This is a genomic window from Sporosarcina sp. Y1011 (assembly GCF_057669885.1).
Genome location: NZ_JBYHFP010000002.1, coordinates 394805 through 420493, shown reverse-complemented (window position 1 = coordinate 420493; position 25689 = coordinate 394805). Strand labels below are relative to the sequence as shown.

Below are 25689 nucleotides of genomic sequence, written 5' to 3'. Positions count from 1 at the left end.
CCCAAAAGTTAGATTTTGACTCTAACTTTTGGGGTGCACAACATAACTTGGTGGTTTTTTTATTTACGAGACCTCTTATTGTTAGAACGAAAAATCGACGCTTGTGCATAATTTAGCGCATGTCTACTGAAAAAAGAGAGGAGGAAATTGTCTGGATTCACCAATTCTAGCTACTCGTTAAGCGATATAAAACATCATCCTCATCTTGAGGTTTTCCACGTCCATCGGTATTATTTGTAATGAAATAAAGCGATTTTCCGTCTGAAAACACATCTCGGATACGGCCAAAACCCTCAATTTTATCAACTACTTCACCGCTATGCGGATCTATGACTAGAATACCTTCTCCACGAAGGGCTGCAATATACAGCAATCCCTTGTGAAATACCATGCCAGATGGTGCCCAAGTTTCATTTGAACCAGAAGTAAGCAATGGCGTTTCCAAACCGTCTTTCGATTCTGTCCCCTCAATGATCGGCCACCCATAGTTTTTGCCTTCAACAATGATATTTAATTCGTCATTTGCGGATTGACCATGTTCCGAAGCGTACAACTTTCCGTTTTCATCCCACGCGAGCCCTTGAGGATTTCGATGCCCAGAGCTAACAATTTCAAAGACGTTCTCTTCAGTGAGCCGAATGATTTTCCCGTTGAATGATTTTGGGTTTTGAGCTGAATCAGGATCCGCGCCATCCCCTATCGTTGCGTACAAAACATTGTCAGGTGAGAATGCGAGACGGCCACCATGATGGACTGGTCCGGATTCTATACCATCCAATAAGATTTCGTTTTCGTACCAAGAACTCCCATCATACTCAAGCGTCACAATACGATTGACCGGTGCTCCTTCAATATCATATGTGTAGTAAGCATAGGCTTTTTGGGAGTCCTGAAAACCTTTATCCAAAACAAAGCCTAGTAAACCGGATTCAGCTGCATTCGATAATGGTGCTGATAGATGGACGTCCTCACGTATCAATTTTTCGTCCTGCCTAGTCTTAACAATCGTTCCCGCTTTCTCGGAAATGAAAAAGTACTCACCATCATAGTCAATGGACCAAGGTGAAAGTAGCTGAGTTACAATCTTTTCAGTTTGATCATGATTTTGAGTTGGATTTAATTCCTGATTGCAACCTGCCAGAATGAGTAAAAAGAACAATAGAAGTAGGTGTTTCAAAGCGAATACCTCCATTCATACTTCATTTTCATTAGTATATAACGGCGTGCAGAAGAAAAGGAAATGAAACCCATCAAATATGGCAAGTTGTATTGTATAAAAATGGGTTAGGACTGGCATGCTTATTTGTAGATATCATAATAGATTTGGAAAGTAGTTCGAAGGAGGATATTAGGATGGCAGAAAATAAAAAAGGCCTTTCAAGAAGGGATTTCCTAAAGACAACCGGAATAGCGACCGGAGCACTCGTAGGAGGGGGTCTCATTGGAGGTCTTGTCGGATACAACGTTAACAAGGATGGTCAAGTTGCAGGAACGGCCGGACATAAAGGAGCAGGCGGTGAACCGGTCTCAGTAAGCAATCGAGGTCTGATGTTCTTTACGAACATGGCGGAGTTCAGTGTGTTGTCTCAAGCAGTTGAACGGATTTTCCCTGAAGACGATCTTGGTCCTGGTGCAATTGGACTCGGGGTTCCCTATTTCATCGACAACCAACTAGCGGGCAATTACGGAAGTAACTCGAAGGAATACATGCAAGGACCATTCTTTGCCGGCGAAGCGACGCAGGGATATCAAAGTAGACTGACGCGTGCGGAGATTTTCAGACAAGGAATCGGAAAAATGGAAGCGGAAGCAATGGGGCGGTTCGATAAAAATTTCGTTGATCTAGAGGGTGGCCAGATGGACGAAGTGATCACCGCGTTCCAAAAAAACGAAATTGATATGAAAGGTGTGTCATCGGAATTTTTCTTCAAGCTACTACGGCAGGCAACATTGGAAGGTGCTTACGCAGATCCAATTTACAACGGCAATACCAATATGGATGCTTGGCGCATGAAGGAATTCCCAGGCAATCAAATGACCTATATCGCAGAAATAGAAAACGAAAAGTTTATGAAATACGAACCACTATCACTAAGTAGTATGGAACATTAAAGGGGGAGCAGCAAATGGCAACAACGTTGGAAAAAGTGGATGTCGTTACGGTTGGAGTTGGTTGGACAGGCGGTATTATTGCTGCTGAATGTGCAAAAGCAGGACTTAAGGTTGTCGGATTGGAACGTGGAAAGGAACGTAGTACAGCAGACTTTTCGAGGGTGCATGATGAGTACCGCTATGCAATGCGCTATGAGCTGATGCAAGATCTATCGAAAGAAACAATTACTTTTAGGAATCACCAAAAAATGAGGGCATTACCTATGCGACAAATGGGGTCTTTTCTTCTTGGAGAAGGTCTCGGCGGGGCAGGGACACATTGGAACGGGCAAACATGGCGTTTTCTTCCCTATGATTTTGAAATCAAGTCAATGACAGACAAGAAATATGGAAAAAACAAACTATCCGCCGACTACCTGCTTCAAGATTGGGGCATTACCTATGATGAGTTAGAACCTTATTTCGACAAATTTGAAAAGACTGCAGGGTTATCTGGTGAAGCCAAAAATCCTTTCGAGGGGAAACGTTCTTCTGATTACCCAACACCCCCAATGATAAAAACCCCACTTCTGAAAAAATTTGAAACGGCTACAAGCAATCTTGGATATACGCCCTTTATGTTACCATCCGCAAACTTGTCAAAGGCTTATACTAACCCTGACGGCGAATCAATAGCAGCCTGCCAATACTGCGGGTTTTGCGAACGATTTGGTTGTGAATACGGAGCAAAGACTTCACCGGAAATTACGGTCATTCCAACCGCAAGGAAAACCGGAAACTTCGATGTACGTTTCCATGCAAATGTTGTAGAAGTGTTAAAGAAAGGTACTAAAGTGACGGGCGTAAGGTATATCGACAATCAAACTGGAGAAGAATATATACAACCGGCAGAAGTTGTTGTGCTTACGAGTTATGTCATGAACAATGCAAAACTATTAATGGTGTCAGGCATCGGAGAGCAGTACAATCCAAAGACGCAAAAAGGGACGCTTGGCAAGAACTATGCATATCAAATCCTTCCTGGTGCTACAGGTTTTTTCGATGAACAAATGAATGTTTTTATGGGAGCCGGAGCTCTTGGTATATCAATCGATGATCTGAATGGAGACAACTTCGACCACAGTGATCTGGATTTCATTCACGGGGGGAATATCGCCATGACTCAGACGGGGACACGTCCAATCCAGTCAAATCCTATACCGCCAGATACGCCAACATGGGGAGCCGATTTTAAGAAGGCTTCTATTCACAACTATACAAGGACACTTAACGTCTCAACAGAAGGCGCGTCGATGCCACACAAGGATAATTTTATGTCGCTCGACCCAGATTACAAAGATGCGTATGGTATTCCATTACTCCAGCTGACGTACAATTTTACTGACCAAGATCGAAATTTACACAAGTATATAGGTGGAAAGACTACTGAGATAATGAAAGAAATGGGTGCGAAGACAGTCATGGCCGGAAATCCTATTACAAACTATGATATTGTTCCGTATCAGACAACTCATAATACAGGTGGAACTATTATGGGGGCAAGTCCGGATAACAGTGTGGTCAACAATTACTTACAACATTGGGACGCTGAAAATCTTTTTGTAGTCGGTGCCGGGAATTTTGCGCATAACAGCGGATACAATCCTACAGGGACAGTTGGCGCACTCGCTTACCGAGCAGCGGAAGGAGTCATTAACTACAGTAAAAACGGTGGATCACTAGTGTGAAAATGAAAGGAGTCCTATGCAATGAGCTTAGCGAGTATTGGCGTACCTGGTTTGATCATCATCCTAGTTATTGTTCTCATCCTGTTCGGACCGAAAAAACTGCCTGAAGTGGGAGCCGCGGTAGGGAAGACGCTTGCTGAATTTAAGAAGTCGGCAAAGGATATTATGGAAGACGAAGAACCGGTGAACCAAAAGGAAACGAAGAAAACCGAACAACTATGAGCAGGTGAGGATATGGATCCATATGGAGATCACAATCGAAAAGTTGTCAGTCCGCTTGATAAAATCCACACTGTAATTGAGGAGGAAAAAGTAGGGCGTGAAGATGAAGAAAGCACCAGTAAGATAGTAAATGAAGTGAATGAATCCGTACTGGAGGCTGATCCATCCTTAGTCGATCATCTCACGGATTTAAGAAGACAGCTTGTCAAAAGCGCGGCTGTTTTCCTTTTTTTCTTAATCGCGGTGTTTTCCAGTATTAATCTCTGGTTCCCGTATATTACCCGGGGGCATGAGCTGATTATTCTTGGACCATTGGAAGTCGTGAAATTTTATATGTCGATATCAACAGCACTTGCATTTGGTTTGTCGATACCTTTTCTTTGCCACTTTCTTTGGCAATTTGTCAAACCGGGACTGAACGAACGGGAAAGTCGTTTCCTAAGTCTGTATTCCCCCGTCATGTTATTGCTTTTCATTATAGGCGTTTCATTCGGTTACTTTATCGTCAATCCACTTAGCTATAAATTCCTTGTTTCGTTAGGGGCAGTAAATTTTAACGTAATGGTTTCAGCGCAGGAGTATATCAGCTTTTTACTCATGACGACCATGCCGATTGGGATAATATTCGAGTTGCCTATAGTGGCACTATTTTTAGCAGCAATCGGATTGCTAACTGCGGAATCCATGAAAAAAGTACGTAAATGGTCGTATCTTGCTATCGCAATCATTTCGGCCTTGATCACGCCACCGGATTTTGTCAGTCAGCTCATTGTACTTATTCCAATGGCACTACTTTATGAAGCGAGTATTTTTATTGTCTTGTATGCGGAACGTAGAAGTGCCGTAACGAATTAAAGGAGGTGTCCGAGAGAGGATACCACCTAATGAAGTCAATTAAAAATGTTCTGTAGAAGACCTTTTTTTCGTCCGGTTGTTTGGGATGAACGGGATTCTGAGAAAGTATCTGTTTTTTTTCCGTGCTTTGAAGTTCCGCCAAATTCATCGAATTGCTTGGATAGTTTTTCCCTTGAGCCTTTGTTTCGCATTAGGTAAGCGGCACCCAGTCCGAGTGCAGCAAAAGTAGCTTTTTTTCTCATCTGATAAACCCTCCTTGTTTTTAGTTGTTTTCCCCATTCAAGTGAGATTAAACAAAGATATACCTGTTTGAAGAGATATTCCAATGTGAAAAACCGGTACCCCATATTGGGATACCGGTTTATTCAGTAGCTTTAAGAATTCTTGTGCGAACCATTTTTCATGGAGAATGGACCTGTAAACGATTCAACCTGTTTCATCAGTTTGTCCCGAGCACCTTTGTTTCGCATTAAATATGCAGCGCCCAGTCCAAGTGCTGTCATGGCCATTTTGTTCATAGAAAAATCATCCTCCTTGTTTTTGGTGTTCATGATAATATGCCCGATTTGAGGGATACTAACCAGGAAGTCTGCAGGAAGGTTATTTCGGATTGCTTCCCAATTAGCTTTTTGAGGGTTGTGTAAAACCTTTAATGACATGAATATGCCCATCATCTTCCGTTGTTCGAACCTCTACATAATGCGTATGGTAACCACCCGGCATCAAAATAGGGAGACTCGTATACGCTTCGTAGCGATGGATATGGTCGTCTTCAAAGGAGGTATTTCCCTTAATATGATGAAAATGGCCTTTATCCGTCTCAATGGGTGTACTGGTTACGCCTGGATGCATATGGATATGCCCATCACTACACGTGGTCGAACCTAGGTAGCTATGAGTGTGTCCATCCTCCCTATTTACGCTTGAAGGGATTTCAGTATTATTCACTGGGACAGTTTTATCTTCGATTGTTTCGGGACTTTGTACAGGAGGGAAATTCAAACCGTAAAATAGGTCATCCATATAATCGTCTAGCACGCTTTCAACTCCTCTTTTTAGATTCCCTACTAACGTATGTATTTTAAAATATTGTGGTTACAATAGTCAGCCCTATCCACTCCGTATATAAAAAGAAGGATTGAAACTATTTCCATGCTTTGGTCGTACATAGAACAGATACAAAGTATTGGAGTAATTTTATATTCTCTCAAATTCAGATAGATAGTCTGCAAATGAAATAGATATATATGATTCTAGAATTATGTGGAAGGGAGCGTTCGAATGAATAAAATCATGGTCATCGGGGTGTCATCTGGCGTGGGAAAGTCAACATTTGCGCGTCGACTAGGTGAAATGACTGAAATCGAAGTAACACATTTAGATCGAATGTATTGGAAACGGGATTGGGTGGAAGCTTCGCTTGAAGAGTTTTCTGCAGCACAACGACAAGTTGTTCAAAATGATCAATGGATTGTTGAAGGTAATTACTCGGGTACATTCAATATTCGAGAGCCATATGCGGATACAATTATTTATTTGGAACTCCCTCTCAGGGTCTGTTTGTATCGTGTGTTGAAGAGGAGGGTGCAATTCCATGGGGAAACTCGGGATGATATGGGTGAAGGGTGTAAGGAAAAGATAGATAAGGCATTTTTGAAATTCATTGTGACAACGTATGGAGCACGGAAAAAGAAAATGATAGAGCGGATGCAGCGTTATGCGGGGGAAGGGAAGACTGTTCATTACTTGAAAACGCCCGAGCAAATTAAGGGTTTTTTAGAGACATATAAGAAGGGTAATTGTAATTAAATGGTTGAAGTTGTTATATCCTTGCCTTTGCATACATCAATATGAAAATGGACTGCAAGACTAATTGTAGAGAAAGGCAGTCTGTTGAAGTGATGATGAGAAAAACATACAAAGAATCTCTCCAAAATATGAATACATAAAGCCGGTTTTTGAGTGTGATTGGCTTTATGTATTATTTGAAATGGAATCGGGTGCAACCCATGTTTTGGACCATTTTTCGATTTCTATCATAATGGGTGTAAGTGACATTCCTTTTTCAGTTAACGAATATTCAATTCGTACTGGTGTTTCTGGGTAAACATTTCGGATGACAAAACCTTGCTGATCAAGATCTTTTAACCGTTCGGATAATGTTTTACCACTGACCCCAAGTTTATCGGTCATGGTACAAAAACGCTGCGGTCCTGCCATTAATTGATATAAAATAAGAGTAGTCCAGCGTTGACTCAACACAGAAACAGCTTTTTCAAAACGTGGGCAAAGCTCAAATTCGCTCATAGTTTATCGGTTCCTTTCTACGGAAACTTAATACGTTGATAAAAGTTACTATAACATATAAATTTAGTTACATAAAGTAATTAAGTTACTATTTTTTGGAGGGGAAACCAAAGAAACTTTCATAAAACACCAATTACGAATACTGGAGAAGTATATTTTAATGTGTTAAACCAAGGTAGATCAATTTATTTTTATGATGAGGTTATCGGGTTTAAAGTACTTGAGCAAGTTTCGAAGACAGCGACATTGACTGCGGACGGAAAAACACCTTAGTTGTGAGCGCGGTACTGGTTTATGGACCAATCAAAAGTGTCGAATGAATTGTTCATATGAAGGGGGGTGAAACTTTCTTCGACGCCATCCGTAAAACAACGTATACTTAAAATTAATAGTCTATCAAAATGGTGATATGAAAAGGAAGTGGGATATATGACGAAAAAGCTATGGTTTCAAGTGGGTGTTGGAATATTGCTTGCAATGCTTATTATTAAATACTTTATGGAGATTCAAGGGATTTTTTCACCGCTGGTTATTATTGCAAAAGCCATTTTCATACCGTTACTTTTAGGCGGCGTACTTTATTATATTATGGAGCCAGTCCAACGGTTTCTGGAAAAAAAGAAAGTACCAAGGTGGGGAAGCATTCTTTCGATTTTTGCGATACTCTTAGCGGTCGTTTGGATATTTGTAGCGATTATTGGTCCTCCGATAACGAAACAAATTAACAACTTGGTTGATAATGCACCTACAATTACTAATGAAATCAACGTCATGAAAGACTCACTTCTTCAACAAAAAGATGATTTACCAAAACAGTTGGAAGATTCTATTGACAGTGCAGCTGATTCGATTCAATCCATTGCGGTCAATTTTGGGAAATGGATTGTTCAGTTTTTACAGTCGTTTCTACAGGCAATGTTCTTGCTAGTACTTGTTCCATTTTTCTTTATTTTCATGCTGAAAGATCATGAAAAGTTTGCACCGTTCATTTATAATTTCTTTTCCGGGAAAAGACGAGAATGGATTAAAAAAACCTTACACGATATCGATACGGTACTTCGTTCATATATCCAGGGACAGTTGTTAATCAGTTTTATTTTAGCAATTTTCTTATACATTGGTTATCTGGTTATTGGCTTGGAATATGCTTTACTGTTAGCTGTTTTCGGCTTGTTCATGAATTTAATTCCATTCATTGGTCCGTGGATATCTGCTGTACCAGCAATTATTATCGGCTTCCTAGAGGATCCGAAGACTGGTATCTTAGCTGCAATCGTTATGCTTGTTGCCCAGCAAATCGAAAGCAATCTCATAACGCCGAATGTGATGGGGAAATCACTGGATCTCCATCCGCTTACGGTTATTACTGTAATACTGGCTGCAGGTAATATCGGAGGTTTTCTCGGCATCATTGTTGCCGTTCCAACATATGCAGTTGGTAAAGCGATTGTCAAAAATATTTACGCTAGACGCAAGGAAATTAAAGAGGCGGCGACATCTACAGTATAGAGAAATGTGAACTTTTCAGGAGTTGAGATGTCTCGTGCTTGGATGTATCCGTATGTTTCATGGATATACCAGAATTATCGTTTATAAAACAGTTGCTATTCATAAATATAACGTAGTATAATCACTCAAAAGCCGGCATCAAATACGAATTATAATTCGTATCTGATGCCGGCTTTTGAGTTATCTATTAAATTTTCTTTTTCTCTGCTGCTTCTTTATCATCTGATTTGAATTCATCTGTTACATCATCCATGATGTCTTTTGTTGAACTCTTGAACTCCTTTAGAGTTTGTCCTACAGCTCTTCCTAATTGAGGCAATTTGGATGGTCCAAAGATGATTAAAGCAATTACTAGAATAATAATTAAACCGGGTACACCGATGCTTGGCATGGTTTTCTCCTCCTTTAAATTCAAATACACGCTTAAGGTAACAAAAATCAATATAATATTACTGCCAATAGAAATGCTTTAATCTTCTTCCTTCAAAATCTTCTCACGCTTCAATTCATTTGCCCGCTTTCTTTTAAGTGACCAGCTAGACACAAGGATACTGATCTCAAATAGCAGTAATAAAGGAATAATGATAAGAATATCGGAAATGAAGTCAGGTGGTGAAATAGAAACACCGACTATTACAAGTAGGAAATAAGCAACCTTTCTCATTTTCCTCAACTTTTCCGGTGTTACAATACCTAACTTTGTCAGAAATAGTACGACCACAGGTAATTCAAATACAATACCCACTGGAATGATCAAGTTAAACATGAATGTAAAGTACTGTTTCATCCCGTAGGTTTCAATTGCACCAATCGATTCGTTGATGTTTGACATAAAGTTCAACATTAAAGGGAAGAGGAGAAAATAACTGAAACTGATTCCCGCCAAAAACAAGAAAAAAGAGGCCGGAATAAACATGACTGCTCCTTTTGATTCTTCCCCGGACATACCCGGCTTCACGAATAACCAGGTCTGGTATAACGCAATGGGCAATGTAATCAGAATGGCCAACAGTAAAGCGCATTTTAAATAAATCATTAGCCCATCCGTATAGCCGAAAACGTTCCATTCTACGTGAAGGGCTGTAGGCTGCATCTTGATGAAAGTTAATATTTTTGGTGCAATACCGAAGCCTATTATAATTGAAATTATAAAAGTCGCAACTACAATAATGAGCCGTTTCCTCAGCTCCGTTAAATGTTCGACAAGAGTGAATTCTTGATCTGTTTTCATGCTTTTTACCACCCACTATTTTATAATGCTAGATAGTAAATTCGGAAAGTATAAACTTTCTTGTTTACCGAAAAGAATAGCTTTAATTTATACTATACTGAAAAAAATGCAGTAAAATTATAAAAGTAATCTGACCACCTACACATTATACACCTCAAAAATGATTTGTAAATAAGAGGACGCTCAATAATGGAGAAGAGCAAACTTGGAATAGAATAACTTTCTAAGATGAGGGGATAGTATTTCTAATCCGTATTAAGAAACGAAAGCAGTAGAATAAGAAAGCTTTGTTTTTATCATCAGAGTAAATTTGGAAAATAAAACAGCCTTAAATCAGATGTGATTTAAGGCTGTTTTCATCCACTTTGATTGAAGCGCTTTAATTCGTCTTACAATTGATCGGCTTATATTATATTCTACTATTTTCATTAACAGGATGCGCATAATCAGTTTTCCGGACTTTCTGTTTGGAGACGTCTTGTTTGGCTGAATTAGATGATTTTGGGATTAAGAATATAATCGCAATCAGTGCCAATACAGCGAATATGACGTTGGTGATGATTCCGATAGAAGCCGCCTTTTCAATATTGCCTGTAAGTGTTATCGCGCTATATACCGAGGCAGAAATGGCAACACCGAAAGAACTGCCAAGTGAGCTCGACATTTTGTAAATACCTGATGATGAACCGATCTTATCTTCCGGTACACTAGAGACTGCCGTATCTGTGGATGGCGTAGCATACAATCCGAGTCCGATACCGAACAGGATGAATCCAACAAAGACGACGATGATATAGGCTGTGTCTGGTAAAAATGTCAATGCCATTAATCCGATACCGATTGCAGCCAAGATAGAACCTACCACCATTGGCAATTTCGCTCCGGTTTTCTGCAATGTTTTTTCACCGACACGGATCATAACGAGGACGGATACTAAATAACCGATGGATAAAATCCCCGATTGAAACGCCGAGAATCCTCTTCCGACTTGCACATATGTATTGGCTACAACAAGCGTTCCTGCTACCGCATTCAATAAGAAGTTGGAGATGGTAGCACCTGTATACGGTTTGTTTTTAAATAAGTTAAAATCAATCAAGGCGTTCATTTTGCCTATTTCTATTTTAATAAAGAACAACACGCCAATCAGCGTAGCAGCAATTAACCCTAATATGAGTGGACTTGTCCAACCGAAATCGGCACCCCGTGTGATGACAACGTTTAATGCAACCATCATCAATACGAATACGACTAACCCAGTATAATCGAAACGGGAAGGAACTTTCTGTACCACTTTACTTTCGGGTGTGTCTTTGAGCAAAATCATTGCTAGGATAGCGAAAACGATTGAAAAGATAAAAATCCATCTCCACCCCATAGAAGTCGCAATAGCTCCCCCTGCAAATGAACAAACACCAGAGCCACCCCAAGATCCGATGGACCAATAACTAAGCGCACGTTGTCTATCTGCCCCATCATAGTATGTTCTTACCAAAGCAATCGTAGCGGGCATAATGCAAGCAGCAGACAGACCCTGGACAATCCGTCCAATAATCAACAATGTAGCGCCATTGGTTATGACAAGAAGAAGCGAACCTATAATGCTTAAAATAAGCCCGATATAGGTTAATTTTTTCCGCCCGAATTTATCGGCCAATCCACCCGCTGCAACAACGAAAATACCTGAAAACAATGCGGTCAAACTGATTGCGATATTCAGTGCGCCCAATGAAATCCCTAAATCTTTTTGCATTACCGGGACAATATTGACTAAAGATTGTGCGAAAAGCCAAAAAGTAATAACACCGAAAACAATTCCTGTCAGCATCTTATTCGTGCCCTGATAGCCTGTAGCCATGATTTTCCCCCTCAAAATTAGAAAGAAACTATAGTGGAAATATCGTTCGTTTTTTATGTATTCCATCATATTATCACAATAAAATAATGAGGGGGAGGTTTAAATCATTATTGTTTAAATTCGAATTAATATGAATAATATGAATCCATGGATAAGGTGGTTTGTTCTATTATACGTTTTCTTCCACTTGAGCAACCCATGTTTTTGACCATAATTCGATTTCTTTCATAATTGGTGTAAGAGACATTCCTTTTTCGGTCAATGAATATTCGATTCGTACAGGTGTTTCAGGGTATACAGTACGAACAACATAGTTTTGCTGTTCCAGGTCTTTTAATCGCTGAGATAATGTTTTTCCGCTGACGTTGAGTTTGTCAGTCATTGTACAGAAACGCTGTGGACCTGCTGTTAATTGATACAATATAAGGGCAGTCCAGCGTTGGCTTAATATAGATACGGCTTTTTCGAAACGCGGACAAAGTTCAAATTCGTTCATAAAATACCAGCTCCTTTATTGACAATTCTCATTCTAACATATAAAGTTAGTTACATAAAGTAAGTAACTGATAAAAAGAATTTAGGAGGAATATAAATGAATTTTCATAAAGCACCGCTTACGTATACAGGAGAAGTGCATCTCAACGTCATGGACTTGGACAGATCAGTCCGTTTTTACAAAGAAGTGATTGGCTTTAAATTGCTTGAACAAGAATCCAACAAGGTAGTATTGACAGCGGACGGGAAGACGCCCCTACTAATTATCGAACAACCGGACAATGTGACACCGAAAGAACCACGTCGCTCTGGACTGTATCACTTTGCGCTTTTGTTGCCAGAGAGAGCCGATCTCGGAGCGATTATTAAACATTTCGTGCAAAATAGTACACGGATCGGGGCTGCTGATCACCTAGTGAGTGAAGCGCTCTATTTGTCAGATCCGGATGGCAATGGAATTGAAATTTACACGGATCGTGACCCTGCTGTTTGGACTTGGGAAAATGGAAAGGTCGACATGAGTACGGACCCGCTCGATGGGGAAAGTATTGTTGCAGAAAGTGCAGGAAAGACATGGGAGGGGCTCCCTACCGGTACGGTGATGGGGCATGTCCATTTGCATGTGGCAAATCTGCCTGAAACGGAAATTTTCTACAATGCCCTTGGCTTCGAAGTCGTGACCACCTATCCACAGGCTTTATTTATGTCGAATGGGAAATACCATCACCATCTCGGCTTGAATACATGGAATGGCGAAGGTGTAACACGCCCTAAAGCGGGAAGTGTTGGACTTCAATCGTATACGCTCGTTTATCCGGATGAAACAGTTTTGAATGAAGCTATTACGAAGGTGGAAGCGTTAGGTATGAAAGTGGAAATGAACGGTAGTGGATTTATGACGGAAGATCCTTCCGGTATTCGAATTAATCTTCGAGTCAGGTGATTTATTTCATCAACAGAGTATAAGATGGATTATCAATAATCATTACCTGAATCTAAAAATGATATAATTGACTAAAAAAACGCTAGGTGAGATCTAGCGTTTTTTCATATTCACGGATTGAGGTGTCTCGTTGGTTAATTAGATTTGTTAAGTTTGAAAGTAGAGATTTCTGTGTAAATCACATTTCGGATTAAACAAAGCTGAACAACTAGGGCATTCCGAACCTCTCTCCAAATACTCCGTAATTGTCAGTTCATGACCACAAGCCCCGCACAGAACTGCTTTTTCAATAAATTTATCATCGGGCCAGACGGCGGGATTGCCACACCCGTCTTCTTTGTGGCATTCAAAGCAAGGAAAATAGGTGTCGCAGCAATAAAACTTGATAGCAATTCGATCGACTTCAGTATGGTAGTGGGAGCAGCGAGTTTCGTTATCAAGTACTTTACCTTTAACAGTATGACCTTTAATTTCCATATAGGTTCTCTTCCTTTCGCCTTAAAATTTGTACTGAAACAGTTATATGATGGGAAAGCTAATGTGAAAAAGGATTGGTGTCATATTGAAAGAGTTTCCGATAATTTATACGAATATTTGGGATGCTTTTTGGGCAATTCCAGTAATTTTGCTAGTTGTAATCTTAATGAAGATCCTTTTCAAAATATCTGAGACCTGGTTTTCAACAGTTACAACTATCACTGGACTTGTTTTGTCGATTTTCATTAGTCATCCAGGCAGCTTGCCCGCCGGGATTTTCATGGGCTTTTTTTATGGTGGCGCAGCCAGTGGGACAATTTATTCGCTGAAAGTCTGGTTTGTGAATTACTCAGGTAAATCGGGTTAATGAATTACTTTAACGGGCAAAAACCACATTGCATAAGTCCTGGAACATCTTTGGAGAAGCAACATGTCTTGCGGACTTCAGTGTTTAAAAGGGCAGAAGGTTCGCATCCACCTAGGTAATCCGCGAATAATGAATGTGGAGCGATATCTTCCCAAAGTGCATCATCTTTCAATAGATTGAGGTCAGCACGCGCATCTAAGGATGTAGCTGGATTTTCTAGCAGTACGTGATATTGCCAAAGGAGAAACCCGAAAATGTTTTCCCATAATGTTAGCGGTGAAACAGATGAGATGGTTCGGATTTTCCTGATGACAGCGTCACACTGATCTTTTAGAATTCGTTTAATAACAACGCGACGTTCACCATCGTCCACGTCCTGCCAGTCTTCCGCATTCGCAAACATACTAACAGACAGTTTTCCGTATTCTACTTTTGCCCCGAAATGAAGATGTTTTTTATCTCCATTCCATACCTCATCGTACGCCGCCAAGTTATAAAATTGCATCGCGGTGAACATTCCGAAACGACGCATGAAGTACGACGCTGCTACAGTTCGGTTAGGGCTTCCGCTCACTGCTTGGACTACATTTAATACGTCCTCCATTTTTTTTTCATCGAGCAGCGTTTCCAATGTGAATAAGTTTTGTTCCGGTTTTTCTACGTAAATGCTATACATATTCAGTTGTCTAATTTGATCCGAAGTTAAGTTTGTCATACATCCATTATATCCATCAAAGTGATAGGTCATCAAGTTGAGTGAGCGTTCAGTCTGTTGTATACTAATTGCTAGTTGAAAACTTACAGAGGTGGAAATCAAATTGGAAAAACGATTGAATGCAGATGAGTTTATAGGGTTGATTGGGAAAAAGGCGGATATCATCGTTCCGATTGCAAATGGGGAACCTCACCGTCTGCTGGATATAATGGAAGCGAATCATACAAAGTTACATGACGTTAAAATTCATCAAATGCTGACTCTTCGAGAGCGGGATTATATAAACGGTAAAATGAAAGGCCATTTATCACATGTTTCATACTTCTTAAGCGGTGCGACACGAAAAGCTTACCAAGAAGGCAAAATAGAATTAGTACCGAACGTTTTCCATGAAGTTCCGCGCATGTTGAAGAAAATCACAAATATGTCGATGGTCTTGACGGTTGCGTCGCCCATGGATGAACATGGTTATTTTTCTTTAGGAACGCAGGCGGACTATATTTCGGAATTCATCGGACATGTCCCGTTTGTTTTAGAAGTGAATAAGCATATGCCGCGGACATACGGTGAAAATCAGATTCATATAAGCCAGGTTGCGGGATACATCGAAAATGATCAGCCATTATCCGAAGAGAAGTCACCTTTGGTTGGGGAGAAAGATCTGAAAATCGCTGAATTTGTAACAAACATCATAGAAAACGGGGATTCACTTCAAATAGGAATCGGCGCAATTCCAAATGCGGTTATGGGTATGTTGAAAAACCACCGTCATCTTGGTATCCACACTGAAATGCTGACAGATGGCATCGTCGACCTAGTAAAAGCAGGGGCGGTCGATGGTACACAGAAGTTTACACATAAAGGGAAAATCGTAGCGACATTTGCTTTCGGATCACAACGTTTGTACGATTTCCTCCATGAAAATCCTGCTGTTGAATTTTTACCGGTCAGCAGGGTGAACGATCCACGTGAAATTGCGAAAGAAGAGAGAATCGTTTCCATTAATGCGACGACCGAAGTGGACTTTTATGGACAATGCGCATCTGAAACAATTGGCGGCCGTTATTATTCATCGACTGGAGGACAAGCTGACTTTGCTCGTGGCGCGCGTTTTGCAAAGCATGGTAAAGGGTTTATCTGCATGTATTCAACAGTGAAAAATGACACTATTTCGCGCATTAAACCGCAATTGACGCCGGGTTCTGTCGTTACAACGTCGAAAAACGACGTTGACAACATCGTTACAGAATACGGAATCGCCAGTCTGTATGGAAAATCGTTATCTGCACGTGCAAAAGCACTCATCGATATCGCTCATCCGGCATTTCGGGAGGAGCTACTGTTTGACGCAAAGAAGACCGGGATTATTATTTGAATAAGTTGAAGTGACAACGACCATGGAGAATCCAACCTCCATGGTCTTTTTGATGTTGTCTCGATTTCAACCGCTCATATATCCTTATCGACCGCCCCTAACTTGCGGCTGACCGCCCGTAACCCGCGGTGGACTGCCCGTAACTTGCGGCTGACCGCCCATAACTCGCGGTGGACTGCCCGTAACTTGCGGCTGACCGCCCATAACTCGCGGTGGACTGCCCGTAACTTGCGGCTGACCGCCCCGAACTCGCGGTGGACTGCCCGTAACTTGCGGCTGACCGCCCATAACTCGCGGTGGACTGCCCGTAACTTGCGGCTGACCGCCCATAACTCGCGGTGGACTGCCCGTAACTTGCGGCGACCGCCCATAACCCGGCGGCGACCGTCCATAACCCGCGCCTGACTGCCCACAACTTGTGTCCGACCGACTAGATAGTTTATCAGTCAGATGACTGTCATGAATTTCTTGTTGAAATATCACTGAATAGACCCATTTTTTCGCATGCGCCTAACACACTTTTTTAGGCTGATACATACTATTTGAATGAAGAGGTGGTGACGTTGAAGAGAGATAATAAAGCTGTCCGATACGATCCGTTTGAAATCGAGCAGCGTGAATGGAGACAAAGGCAAACGAAAGAACGGTTGAAACAGATGTTGACGATTGCTTCTCCCTTGTTCCTGCTACTCATGTGGGAATTTTTGTCGAGGACTGGAATGATTGATATCCGTTTCTTCCCCCCTCCATCCGCAATTGTAAGCACCTTTTTTGGGATGATTTCCAGTGGTGAAATGGCAAGTCACATCGGCGTTTCATTGTACAGGATTTTTGCGGGCTTTTTAATGGGTGTCATACCAGGTGTCATCATCGGATTACTAATGGGGCTTTATTCGCCAATCAGGCATTTTGTCTCGCCAATTGTGATGGCCCTGATGCCGATTCCTACACTTGCCTTGCTTCCGATTATTATTATTCTTTTCGGAATTGGTGATTTATCAAAAGTAATAACAATTGCGGGCAGTGTTTTTTTTCCGGTTGTCATAAATACAGCTGCAGGTGTTATTAATATCGACTCGATCTATTTAGATGTAGCCAAAAATTACGGGGCAGGAAAATTGAATTTTTTTACGAAAATTGCTTTGCCGGGCGCGATGCCGGTCATGTTGGAAGGAATTCAGATGGGGCAGGCGATAGCGCTACTAACGATTGTGGCAGCTGAAATGATGGGGGCAACATCCGGAATAGGATATCTAATTTGGGTATCGTACAAAGCATTTTTACTACAAGAAATGTATGTAGGGCTCATTCTCATTTCCTTTTTTGGTTATCTGTTCTCTCTATTGCTCCGAGGAATTCAAAAAAAGATGTTACCGTGGAGGTGAGCAGGTGAGCAGAAGAGCAAAAATCGTGATTCAGAATCTGACGAAAGCATTTTACAAAAAACAAGGCAGCGTAACAGCACTGGATGACATTAATCTTACAATCAAAGATGGGGAATTTGTCTGCCTCGTTGGACCGAGTGGGTGCGGTAAGTCAACGTTACTGCGCATATTAGCAGGGCTCGAGAAACCGAGTATCGGTGAATTTACAATTGCAACAGATGGAGAAGGTCGGCCGCTACAGTCGATGGTGTTCCAGGAAAAGGGTATTATTCCGTGGCTTACTGTCGAGAAAAATGTGGCATTCGGTCTAGAAATGCGTCATTTACCGAAAAAACTCATAAAAGAACGCACCGCTTATTATTTGAAAAAAACCGGTCTGGAAAAGTTTTCGTCCCTATATCCAAAAGAATTGTCAGGTGGAATGAAACAGCGAGTAAGTATTGCACGTGCATTTGCAAACGATCCGGAAATATTGCTGATGGATGAACCATTTGCTGCACTGGATGAGCAAAACAAGTTTATCTTACAAGAAGAGTTGCTGTCCATTTGGTCAGAAACAGGAAAAACAATTTTATTCATTACCCATAGTATTGACGAAGCGTTGTTGTTAAGCGATCGCATCTTATTAATGAGTTCGCAGCCGGGTAAAATTATTCAAGAAATTAGTGTCGATATGCCACGTCCTCGAAAAATAGAAGACATACGAGAAAACCCTGTAATGGCCGGACAATTCGTAGAAATATGGAAACACCTGCAAGAAGAAGTACAAAGGTCAAGACGGGAAGTTGAATAGAGAGGGAGAGATTCGATGGCAAAGTGGATGAAAAGCGGATGGTTGCTATCGTTATTAGCGTTAGCGCTCCTCGTTGGTGCTTGTTCTCCGAAAGAGACAGTAAAACCGGTAGAAGATGAACAAAAGCCTGAAGAAACAGTTGATGTTAATCCTTCCGGTGATTTAGCACCACTCGAAAAAAGAGCAAAAGTTATTATTGCGGAAGACGGGGCAGCCTCGGGGGCAGGTTTCTACATTGCGAAAGAGCGAGGGTATTTTGAAGACTATAATATCGAAGTGGAGTTTGCACAGTTTGCAAACAGTGATGACATGCTACCAGCACTAGCGGCGGGCGAAGTGGATATTGCGGGCGGTGTATCAACCGCATCATTCTTTAATGCGATTGCGCAAGGCATTGACGTAAAGATTATTGCAGATAAAGGGCATAACGTACCAGGGAAGTCGTATTTCACGCTCGTTATTGGTAACCATATGGTTGACGTAATCAAAGAGTATAAAGACTTAAAAGGAAAAAAAGTAGGGGTATCTTCTCGCAACTCGATTGATGGATACATTTACGAGGAAATGGTTAAGCACGCAGGTTTGACTCAAGATGATGTTGAGTTCGTACTCATGGCCGATTTCGGAACGATGCTCGGTGCGATTGATAGCGGAACCATCGATGCGGCCATTAATATAGAACCGCTTATCGCACAAGGTGTAGACAAAGGGTTTCACGTTCGGTTCGGAGATGCAACCGATTATGCACCTGAATCCCAAATTGCGATGGTCCTGGGCTCTCCTCAGTTCATGGCCGAGGAGGAAGACGTTTCTTTGCGATTCATGTCGGCCTATTTGAAAGGTGTGCGCGATTATAACGATGCATTTATCAAAGGGGAAGGCAAAGAAGAGATAATAGATATTATGACGAAGCATACAGCGTTAAAAGACCCCGCTTTATGGGAAAAGGTAAACGTAACTGGTCTAGATCCTGATGGTAAGATGTTCATTGACGATATAAAAAAACAATATGACGCATACAAAGCAAACGGTGCCATTCGTGGTGAAATTGATTTTGATAAAGCGATTGATACTTCAATAACAGAAATAGCGGTAGAAACAATTGGAGAATATGAACGCTAATCGACTGTATCAAATGTGGGCCAGAGTTTTTGGTAATAAAATATGCACCTCAAAGAAATTGCCCACACCTTAATTGGTGATGGGCAATTTCTTTTTCGCTAGTGCTGTTTGGAAACTATGTAATCCCATTCCTACAATGATAACAGCGATTCCAACGAGAGAAATTGTGCCGGGGAGTGCGATACCGAGTATCATCATTTCGCCAAGAATGACAAAAATGAGTTGGGTGGACTGTGTTGCTTCCACAGCAGCAAGTTTACCCTGGTCACCTCGTACACGGTCGGTAGCCATGAAAAATAACGTTGTAGCGATAACGCCCGAGCTGATACCGACTATGAAAGACTGACCAAGTTGGCTCCAGGAAGGAGGTCCAACAGTCCATAATGCATAGATGGAAAAAACAATCCAAACGGGAATCGTCATGAGTGTCATACCAAGTACGCGCTGGAAAGTGTCAAGTCTGCCTCCTAAGAGTTCCATCATTTTTCGGTTGCCAAGCGGGTAAGCAAATGCTGCAATGATGACGGGAATGATACCAAGCGAAAGCGTACGTAACTCTACGTTCTGCGCATGCGGTATTTGGATCAGTACAACTCCTGCAAAAATGACAAGTGTAATTCCTAGTGATAGGAGTGGGATTTTTTGTCGAATTTTCATTTCACCGTCTTTCGTTTTCACAACCAATGTGAACAACGGGGCTAACAAGACGCCTGCCACAATTGTCAATTGCCATGTGCCAGCAAGAAGCCATCCCGGACTGTAAGCTGCTGCGTACGTAAGGGGAGCATAGAACAGAACAAATGCCGTTACACTCCAAATGAAGAATGGGGCGGGTTTTCGGATAAATTCATTCTTCACGTCTCCAAGGCCTTTTCGGTGAGCGACAATAGCTATTAAAAACGGCACCATAAAGAAATACCGCAGGGAAGCACTCCAAAGCCAACTTCCGCCCTCTAATTCCATCGATCTGTTCAAAATGAATGTCACTGCGAAAAAAACAGAAGAGATGACACCAATCCATATTTCTTTCATATCATAGGTCATCCCCCTCTAATCATGCACGTTCTTCAAATAGTTTTACGGCCTCTATAATAACTTGTGTTGCTTTTTCCATGTTGTCGACTGAAATATATTCGTATTTCCCGTGATAGTTTTCTCCGCCGGTGAAAACATTAGGTGTCGGCATGCCCATATAGGACAATTGAGAACCGTCTGTCCCGCCGCGTACGGGTACGATATTGGGAGTTATGCTGAGATTCTTGAATGCATCAGACATAATATCGACAATCTCCATGACGGGTTCAATTTTTTCACCCATATTGAAGTATTGATCTTCAATTTCGAGTGAAATCATATTGTCTCCGTATTCCTTCTTTAGCTTGTCAGCTGTTTCAATCATTAACTCTTTTCTCGCTTCGAATGTTTCACGGTCGAAATAGCGAACAATATACGAAAGTGTTGTTTCTTCCGTAGATCCGTTGAATTGCATAAGATGGATAAATCCTTTGTAGCCATCCGTCTTTTCAGGGATTTCATCTACAGGCATTGCTGCTTGGAATTGATTGGCCAGTAAAATGGAATTGACCATTTTATCTTTCGCAGAACCTGGATGAACACTAACTCCACGGAAAGTAACTTTAGCACTTGCTGCATTAAAACTTTCGTATTGCAGCTCCCCAAGCGGTCCGCCATCCATCGTATATGCATATTTCGCCCCGAACTTGTTGACATCGAATTTATGCGGACCGCGTCCAATTTCTTCGTCAGGCGTGAAGGCGATACGCAATTTCCCGTGTTTCAAGTTAGGGTTTTCCTTTAAGAACGCCATCGCTGTAACAATTTCAGCAATACCAGCTTTATTGTCAGCACCGAGAAGTGTTGTTCCGTCTGTAGTAATAAGTGTGTGACCAATATAGTTTTTTAGTTCAGGGAAATTGTCTACGGCCATTACGGTACTGTCATTCAGTTGTATATCGTTGCCATCGTAGTTATCTATACGTTTTGGGTTAACATTCTTCCCTGTATAATCGGTTGCAGTATCAACATGCGCAAGAAAACCGATAACTGGTACATCGCGATCCGTATTGGCAGGTAGTGTTGCAAATAAATAACCGTAATCATCAAGCGTAATGTCTTCTAGCCCAATTTCTGCAAGTTCTTTTTGCAATTCATGCAGGAGGTCCCATTGGCCAACTGTCGAAGGTGTGGAAGTACTAGCTGCATCAGATTGTGTATCAATTTTTGCATAGCGCACAAGACGCTCAAATAATTTTTCTTTCATATTAAAGTAAACCTCCTAATAAAGTTCTGATGCATCTATCCTATCAGATTGCTCCGGTTTACGGAATACTTTACAATCCGGCTACCGATACTGGCCGCTATGAGGGTTTGTGCCGCGTAATACGTCATCATAACGAATGCATCGCGATAGGGGATTTCGAAAACAAACCGATCAATTGCAAGAACTGAATCTGAGAACATGAATAACAAAGCACCAATAATCGCAAGTTTTAATCTTGTGCGGATGGCCATCCATCCCATCGTTATAATAATACCAATATAACCGATAATGGCGATACCAAGAACAGTCTGCCCGTTAGAAAACTGTGAACCAGCTATCCATATTGCCATGCCGCTACCATATAGAAGGAGCGGAACTGCTGCCCGGAATGGCATTGACTTGTATCCAACATGACGGAATGCAAAAATATAAAAAATATGTCCTATGAAAAATGTGATAAGGCCGGGTAAAAACCAATATATGACACCATCGGCAATCATACAGACGATAAGCCCAGCGATAATGATCCGTTTATATTTACGGGAAAATAAAGGTCTTGTCGTTACCGCAAACAGAATAATGAGTACCATTGGAATGAGTTTCATGAGAATCTTTAGACCGATAGGGTTAGTGGGGATAAAGAAAATATAAATGATTCCCATTACAACAATTGCGGTAAGTAAAAGAATTCGAAGCATCAGGATAACCCCCTTTTCTATTACTTTTCGGGAGGTGACCAGTAAAATCCTTCTTTAATTGTCTAGTTGAAGTGGGCAAATAATCATGTGCTTAATACACGGAACAGATTTATTGGGAATTGTAATTTATAGAGAGAGTTGCTCTTCCAAGTGTGCATAGAAAAAAGGCATCATTGTTCAAGCAGATGCCTTTTTAGTCTTTATAGAAATAAAACAATCAATGGGAGATTAGGTAAATCCCCATTGATTGTTAGGTATGCTTTATTAAACGATTGAGTAATTCTTATGTGAAACAACAGTTAAGTTTGAAGCGGCACCAATAAGTTCGGCGTCCTTCGATGTAATTTCAACGATAACGGAGTTCTCAAGTATTTTAAAAATAGTACCATTCACTTCGTGTTCATTACGGACAAACGAAATTTCTTCATCGATTCTGCGCGCTGCGACAAAATCCGATACTTCTTTTTCCCTACGTGGAAAAGCCATTCGAATTCCCCCTATTATCCATTCTCATCTTGCCATCTATTTAATGAGTGCTTTTGGGAAACCCAAAGCAAAAAGTAAAAGTAGATGAAGATGGAAAACAACTAACCGTAAACTATATTTCATGTGTTGTCTACTAATAGTATACCATATTTTAACGAAATTTGCATTAAAGTAGATTTGATGGTCAAAAAGAGGAGTATATTTGAGCGATTTCAACGTTTTTCTTAATGAAATATTGTTTAGATACCTTCTTATATAAAAGCATGTCCATTGATGCTGTAGTTTATGATTACCAAGTAACGAACTTTCATACATTTTAGGGATAGAATACATTTCGTTATCTATCTTTGCGAAGGTGATTAATAAAAGTCCCGGTAGATAGAATCAGAAACCCCTCTAATAACGCTTCGCCGCTTTGTGGATGCCTCCCGCGATAAGCCGGAAAGAAAACCACTTTCAGTCTTATCGCTCCGGCTACCACGAAGTCGCACCTGCGCTGGATGGTCTGTGTAAGAAAGCTCATTTCGTTATAGGGAAATTAGACATGCAGCCTATAGTGCGTCTTTCTTCAATGAAGATAGTATCAAATAGCAATCACATTATAATTTCAGTCCATACATCTCAAAAATACAACTCCAGCACAGGCGCGGCAAAGGGATCGCCGAAGTTCTGAGCCTGGATGCGAAGCGCCAATCCAAGTTCATGGCGAAAGGCATCGAGGCCACTGAAAAAGTTCTTTATTATAATAAGAACTAGTTGATTGTAGTGGAGAGCGGCGACTCCAGCGGGAACAGCGCGAGCTGAAGACCCCGCAGGAACGCAGTGACGAGGAGGCTGAAGCCGTGCCCGCGGAAAGCGTCGGCTCGGAACGGAAATCAACGGGATATGAAGGAAATCGGATTTTTTCAGTGCCCTCAAAGGCATCCCCAAAGCGCCAAGCGGTCTACAATCCACACTCCGAATCACAACCCACTTAATAGTGAACACCCTCGGCGTGGGTGTGGCAAAGGCTCAGGGGATTTTAAAAAAATAAAAAACATCCAGTATCGCTTTTATTAAAAAGCGATACTGGATGTTTTTTTCTTTGTTAGGGAAGTGTCCTTGAAGATGCCTGTACAATGCCTTTCTCCAATTCTCCTATACCATTTTTCTTTCTGACAAAAATGAAGTAAGAAGCAACGGTCAAACCAGCTATAAGTAACGTAAGTACAGCTTGTACTCGCAATGATTCAATGATAAGCATTGCGATAAATATTCCCGCAATAACGACGATGGTTGCGTACGTTAGGTAAGGGAACAGCCACATTCTAATCTGAAGTGCTTCTGGGTTTTCCTTTTCAAGTCGTCTTCGCATCTGTAAATGTGAGAATGCGATGACCAGGTAGACCAGAAGTGCCACAGCCCCGGACGAGTTTATAAGAAATAAAAATAACTTGTCGGGCGAGATATAACTAAAGATGACCGCGATATATGAAAAGATTGTACTGAATAGGATTGCTCGGATAGGGACGCCACTTTTACTTAATTTTAAAAAGGCTTTTGGTGCATCGCCTTTCTGTGCCATCCCGAACAACATCCGGGAATTCGCATAGAGCGCTGAATTTAAGCAAGATAGAACGGCGGTTAAGACTACAAAGTTCATAATCTGTGCCGCGGCAGGAATACCTACATAATCGAGAACAGCGACAAACGGACTGACAAGTAAGTTTGCGGAATTCCAAGGCAGTAAAGTGACTACAATCGCTATTGAACCGATATAGAAGATGAGAATCCTCCAAATAACGCTATTTGTCGCAATTCGAACCGCTTTTGCCGGGTGGTCAGACTCGCCGGCTGCAATCGTAACAATTTCGGTACCCATGAATGAAAAGATGACTACTGTAATGCCTATTAAGACAGATCCAAATCCAGTTGGCATGAATCCGCCTGCACCTAAAAGATTCATTGTACCGGGAGCCTCAACTCCGGGGTACCAACCGAAAATAACACAAAGACCGAGGACGAGGAACAAGCCGATACTTACGACTTTAATAAGGGAAAACCAATATTCAAATTCTCCAAAGGATTTTACTGAAAAAAGATTTGTCAGTGTTAGCAAGATAGTTAAAATTAATGCCATTAACCAAAGTGGGAAATCAGGAATCCAGTATTGCATAATAGCTGCACCGGCAATTGCTTCAATTGCTATAACGACTACCCAGAAAAACCAATATAACCATCCAATTGTAAAGCCTGCCCACGGCCCGATTGATTCGGATGCATAGGTGGAAAAGGATCCGCTTGTGGGATGTGCGGCTGCCATCTCACCGAGCATTCGCATGACTAAGACGACAATTGTTCCTGCAAATGCGTAGGATAGAATCGCGCCCGGCCCTGAAGCGTTAATAACTGCACCACTTCCGATAAACAGTCCAGCTCCGATGACACCTGCAATTGAAATCATACTGATGTGCCGGATTTTTAAATCTGGATTTAACTTACCTTGTTGATGAGACATCTACATTCCCCCTTGTAAAAGTGATTATTCTCTCGTTTAAATTACCGTAATCTGTCTTGAATGATTTTGTCAATCATGTTCATTTAGAATGAATGGTAGACCTCCTTTTGTATGTAAGCGGTTTCAAGTACTTATAACTGAGTATTTGTATAGGTCAATATACCAATCATACAACAAAATCTCTGAATTATAGTAGACGACTTGTAAACCAATAGGAAAAATATTTATACAATG

Annotated in this window: 29 protein-coding genes; 12 read left to right on the top strand and 17 right to left on the bottom strand. The window is 41.2% G+C overall.

The annotated features are described in order from the left end of the window. Positions 1-166: 166 nt before the first annotated feature. Positions 167-1177 (bottom strand): PQQ-dependent sugar dehydrogenase, encoded by a 1011-nt coding sequence (locus tag AC25Y5_RS04260; protein ID WP_488139248.1) that lies wholly within the window; start codon positions 1175-1177, stop codon positions 167-169. A gap of 176 nt (positions 1178-1353) precedes the next feature. Here AC25Y5_RS04260 and AC25Y5_RS04255 point away from each other — a divergent pair, with 176 nt between their 5' ends. The 4 genes from AC25Y5_RS04255 to tatC (AC25Y5_RS04240) are packed head-to-tail and all read left to right on the top strand — an operon-like array spanning position 1354 to position 4916. Further along, on the top strand, positions 1354-2112 hold the full coding sequence (locus AC25Y5_RS04255) for a gluconate 2-dehydrogenase subunit 3 family protein (protein WP_488139247.1): 759 nt from the start codon (positions 1354-1356) through the stop codon (positions 2110-2112). 14 nt (positions 2113-2126) lie between these two features. Then, positions 2127-3839 (top strand): GMC family oxidoreductase, encoded by a 1713-nt coding sequence (locus tag AC25Y5_RS04250; RefSeq protein WP_488139246.1) that lies wholly within the window; start codon positions 2127-2129, stop codon positions 3837-3839. Positions 3840-3860: 21 nt separating this feature from the next. After that, positions 3861-4061, top strand: a complete 201-nt coding sequence (gene tatA, locus AC25Y5_RS04245) for a twin-arginine translocase TatA/TatE family subunit (protein ID WP_482101332.1) — start codon at positions 3861-3863, stop codon at positions 4059-4061. Positions 4062-4073: 12 nt separating this feature from the next. Beyond that, on the top strand, positions 4074-4916 hold the full coding sequence (tatC, locus tag AC25Y5_RS04240; RefSeq protein ID WP_488139245.1) for a twin-arginine translocase subunit TatC: 843 nt from the start codon (positions 4074-4076) through the stop codon (positions 4914-4916). A 35-nt stretch (positions 4917-4951) separates the two neighbouring features. On the opposite strand, the gene AC25Y5_RS04235 is transcribed toward tatC (AC25Y5_RS04240), so the two are convergent. From AC25Y5_RS04235 to AC25Y5_RS04225, 3 genes are all read right to left on the bottom strand, one after another. Beyond that, complete coding sequence (locus AC25Y5_RS04235) at positions 4952-5158, bottom strand: hypothetical protein (protein ID WP_488139244.1); 207 nt, start codon at positions 5156-5158, stop codon at positions 4952-4954. Between the two features lie 132 nt (positions 5159-5290). Further along, positions 5291-5434 carry a hypothetical protein gene (locus tag AC25Y5_RS04230; RefSeq protein ID WP_488139243.1) on the bottom strand — a complete coding sequence of 48 codons (144 nt, stop codon included), beginning with the start codon at positions 5432-5434 and terminating at the stop codon, positions 5291-5293. Positions 5435-5537: 103 nt separating this feature from the next. Beyond that, positions 5538-5954 carry a YmaF family protein gene (locus AC25Y5_RS04225; protein ID WP_488139242.1) on the bottom strand — a complete coding sequence of 139 codons (417 nt, stop codon included), beginning with the start codon at positions 5952-5954 and terminating at the stop codon, positions 5538-5540. A gap of 243 nt (positions 5955-6197) precedes the next feature. Between AC25Y5_RS04225 and AC25Y5_RS04220 the strand changes: the two genes are divergently transcribed. Further along, positions 6198-6725, top strand: coding sequence for a P-loop NTPase family protein (locus AC25Y5_RS04220; protein WP_488139241.1), 528 nt, complete (start codon positions 6198-6200; stop codon positions 6723-6725). Positions 6726-6890: 165 nt separating this feature from the next. On the opposite strand, the gene AC25Y5_RS04215 is transcribed toward AC25Y5_RS04220, so the two are convergent. After that, positions 6891-7223, bottom strand: a complete 333-nt coding sequence (locus AC25Y5_RS04215) for a winged helix-turn-helix transcriptional regulator (protein ID WP_488139240.1) — start codon at positions 7221-7223, stop codon at positions 6891-6893. Between the two features lie 429 nt (positions 7224-7652). Between AC25Y5_RS04215 and AC25Y5_RS04210 the strand changes: the two genes are divergently transcribed. Continuing rightward, complete coding sequence (locus AC25Y5_RS04210; RefSeq protein WP_488139239.1) at positions 7653-8732, top strand: AI-2E family transporter; 1080 nt, start codon at positions 7653-7655, stop codon at positions 8730-8732. Positions 8733-8919: 187 nt separating this feature from the next. On the opposite strand, the gene tatA (AC25Y5_RS04205) is transcribed toward AC25Y5_RS04210, so the two are convergent. The 4 genes from tatA (AC25Y5_RS04205) to AC25Y5_RS04190 form a co-directional block, all read right to left on the bottom strand. After that, positions 8920-9123: a twin-arginine translocase TatA/TatE family subunit gene (gene tatA / locus AC25Y5_RS04205; protein WP_488139238.1), complete on the bottom strand. Its 204-nt coding sequence runs from the start codon at positions 9121-9123 to the stop codon at positions 8920-8922. Positions 9124-9201: 78 nt separating this feature from the next. After that, entirely contained in the window at positions 9202-9963 is a 762-nt protein-coding gene (gene tatC, locus AC25Y5_RS04200) for a twin-arginine translocase subunit TatC (RefSeq protein WP_488139237.1), read from the bottom strand. 409 nt (positions 9964-10372) lie between these two features. Beyond that, positions 10373-11821, bottom strand: coding sequence for an MFS transporter (locus AC25Y5_RS04195; RefSeq protein WP_488139236.1), 1449 nt, complete (start codon positions 11819-11821; stop codon positions 10373-10375). A 169-nt stretch (positions 11822-11990) separates the two neighbouring features. Continuing rightward, a complete protein-coding gene (locus AC25Y5_RS04190) occupies positions 11991-12317 on the bottom strand; it encodes a winged helix-turn-helix transcriptional regulator (RefSeq protein ID WP_488139235.1) in 327 nt (108 codons plus the stop codon). Between the two features lie 96 nt (positions 12318-12413). Here AC25Y5_RS04190 and AC25Y5_RS04185 point away from each other — a divergent pair, with 96 nt between their 5' ends. Then, on the top strand, positions 12414-13259 hold the full coding sequence (locus AC25Y5_RS04185) for a VOC family protein (RefSeq protein WP_488139234.1): 846 nt from the start codon (positions 12414-12416) through the stop codon (positions 13257-13259). A gap of 147 nt (positions 13260-13406) precedes the next feature. On the opposite strand, the gene AC25Y5_RS04180 is transcribed toward AC25Y5_RS04185, so the two are convergent. Continuing rightward, a complete protein-coding gene (locus AC25Y5_RS04180) occupies positions 13407-13736 on the bottom strand; it encodes a CHY zinc finger protein (protein ID WP_488139233.1) in 330 nt (109 codons plus the stop codon). 85 nt (positions 13737-13821) lie between these two features. Here AC25Y5_RS04180 and AC25Y5_RS04175 point away from each other — a divergent pair, with 85 nt between their 5' ends. Then, positions 13822-14103 carry a hypothetical protein gene (locus tag AC25Y5_RS04175; RefSeq protein ID WP_488139232.1) on the top strand — a complete coding sequence of 94 codons (282 nt, stop codon included), beginning with the start codon at positions 13822-13824 and terminating at the stop codon, positions 14101-14103. Between the two features lie 4 nt (positions 14104-14107). On the opposite strand, the gene AC25Y5_RS04170 is transcribed toward AC25Y5_RS04175, so the two are convergent. Next, positions 14108-14818: a hypothetical protein gene (locus AC25Y5_RS04170; RefSeq protein ID WP_488139231.1), complete on the bottom strand. Its 711-nt coding sequence runs from the start codon at positions 14816-14818 to the stop codon at positions 14108-14110. Positions 14819-14921: 103 nt separating this feature from the next. Between AC25Y5_RS04170 and AC25Y5_RS04165 the strand changes: the two genes are divergently transcribed. Continuing rightward, entirely contained in the window at positions 14922-16193 is a 1272-nt protein-coding gene (locus AC25Y5_RS04165; RefSeq protein ID WP_488139230.1) for an acetyl-CoA hydrolase/transferase family protein, read from the top strand. An 84-nt stretch (positions 16194-16277) separates the two neighbouring features. Here the strand turns inward: AC25Y5_RS04165 and AC25Y5_RS04160 are convergent, their stop codons facing one another. After that, positions 16278-16676, bottom strand: coding sequence for a hypothetical protein (locus AC25Y5_RS04160; protein WP_488139229.1), 399 nt, complete (start codon positions 16674-16676; stop codon positions 16278-16280). Positions 16677-16849: 173 nt separating this feature from the next. Between AC25Y5_RS04160 and AC25Y5_RS04155 the strand changes: the two genes are divergently transcribed. Genes AC25Y5_RS04155 through AC25Y5_RS04145 form a run of 3 tightly spaced genes read left to right on the top strand, consistent with a single transcriptional unit; the run spans position 16850 to position 19493 of the window. Continuing rightward, positions 16850-17578: an ABC transporter permease gene (locus tag AC25Y5_RS04155; RefSeq protein WP_488139264.1), complete on the top strand. Its 729-nt coding sequence runs from the start codon at positions 16850-16852 to the stop codon at positions 17576-17578. 4 nt (positions 17579-17582) lie between these two features. Continuing rightward, on the top strand, positions 17583-18371 hold the full coding sequence (locus tag AC25Y5_RS04150) for an ABC transporter ATP-binding protein (RefSeq protein ID WP_482106022.1): 789 nt from the start codon (positions 17583-17585) through the stop codon (positions 18369-18371). Between the two features lie 15 nt (positions 18372-18386). Then, positions 18387-19493 carry an ABC transporter substrate-binding protein gene (locus AC25Y5_RS04145; RefSeq protein WP_488139228.1) on the top strand — a complete coding sequence of 369 codons (1107 nt, stop codon included), beginning with the start codon at positions 18387-18389 and terminating at the stop codon, positions 19491-19493. A 69-nt stretch (positions 19494-19562) separates the two neighbouring features. Here the strand turns inward: AC25Y5_RS04145 and AC25Y5_RS04140 are convergent, their stop codons facing one another. The 5 genes from AC25Y5_RS04140 to AC25Y5_RS04120 form a co-directional block, all read right to left on the bottom strand. Continuing rightward, entirely contained in the window at positions 19563-20525 is a 963-nt protein-coding gene (locus AC25Y5_RS04140) for a DMT family transporter (protein ID WP_488139227.1), read from the bottom strand. Positions 20526-20547: 22 nt separating this feature from the next. Continuing rightward, on the bottom strand, positions 20548-21774 hold the full coding sequence (gene pepT, locus AC25Y5_RS04135; protein ID WP_488139226.1) for a peptidase T: 1227 nt from the start codon (positions 21772-21774) through the stop codon (positions 20548-20550). A gap of 35 nt (positions 21775-21809) precedes the next feature. Beyond that, on the bottom strand, positions 21810-22472 hold the full coding sequence (locus AC25Y5_RS04130) for a lysoplasmalogenase (protein ID WP_488139225.1): 663 nt from the start codon (positions 22470-22472) through the stop codon (positions 21810-21812). Positions 22473-22736: 264 nt separating this feature from the next. Then, positions 22737-22958 carry a DUF2187 family protein gene (locus tag AC25Y5_RS04125; protein WP_482101311.1) on the bottom strand — a complete coding sequence of 74 codons (222 nt, stop codon included), beginning with the start codon at positions 22956-22958 and terminating at the stop codon, positions 22737-22739. A gap of 1087 nt (positions 22959-24045) precedes the next feature. Then, the gene (locus AC25Y5_RS04120) at positions 24046-25455 is read right to left on the bottom strand and encodes an amino acid permease (protein WP_488139224.1); all 1410 of its coding nucleotides are present in this window, start codon (positions 25453-25455) and stop codon (positions 24046-24048) included. Between the last annotated feature and the right edge of the window lie 234 nt (positions 25456-25689).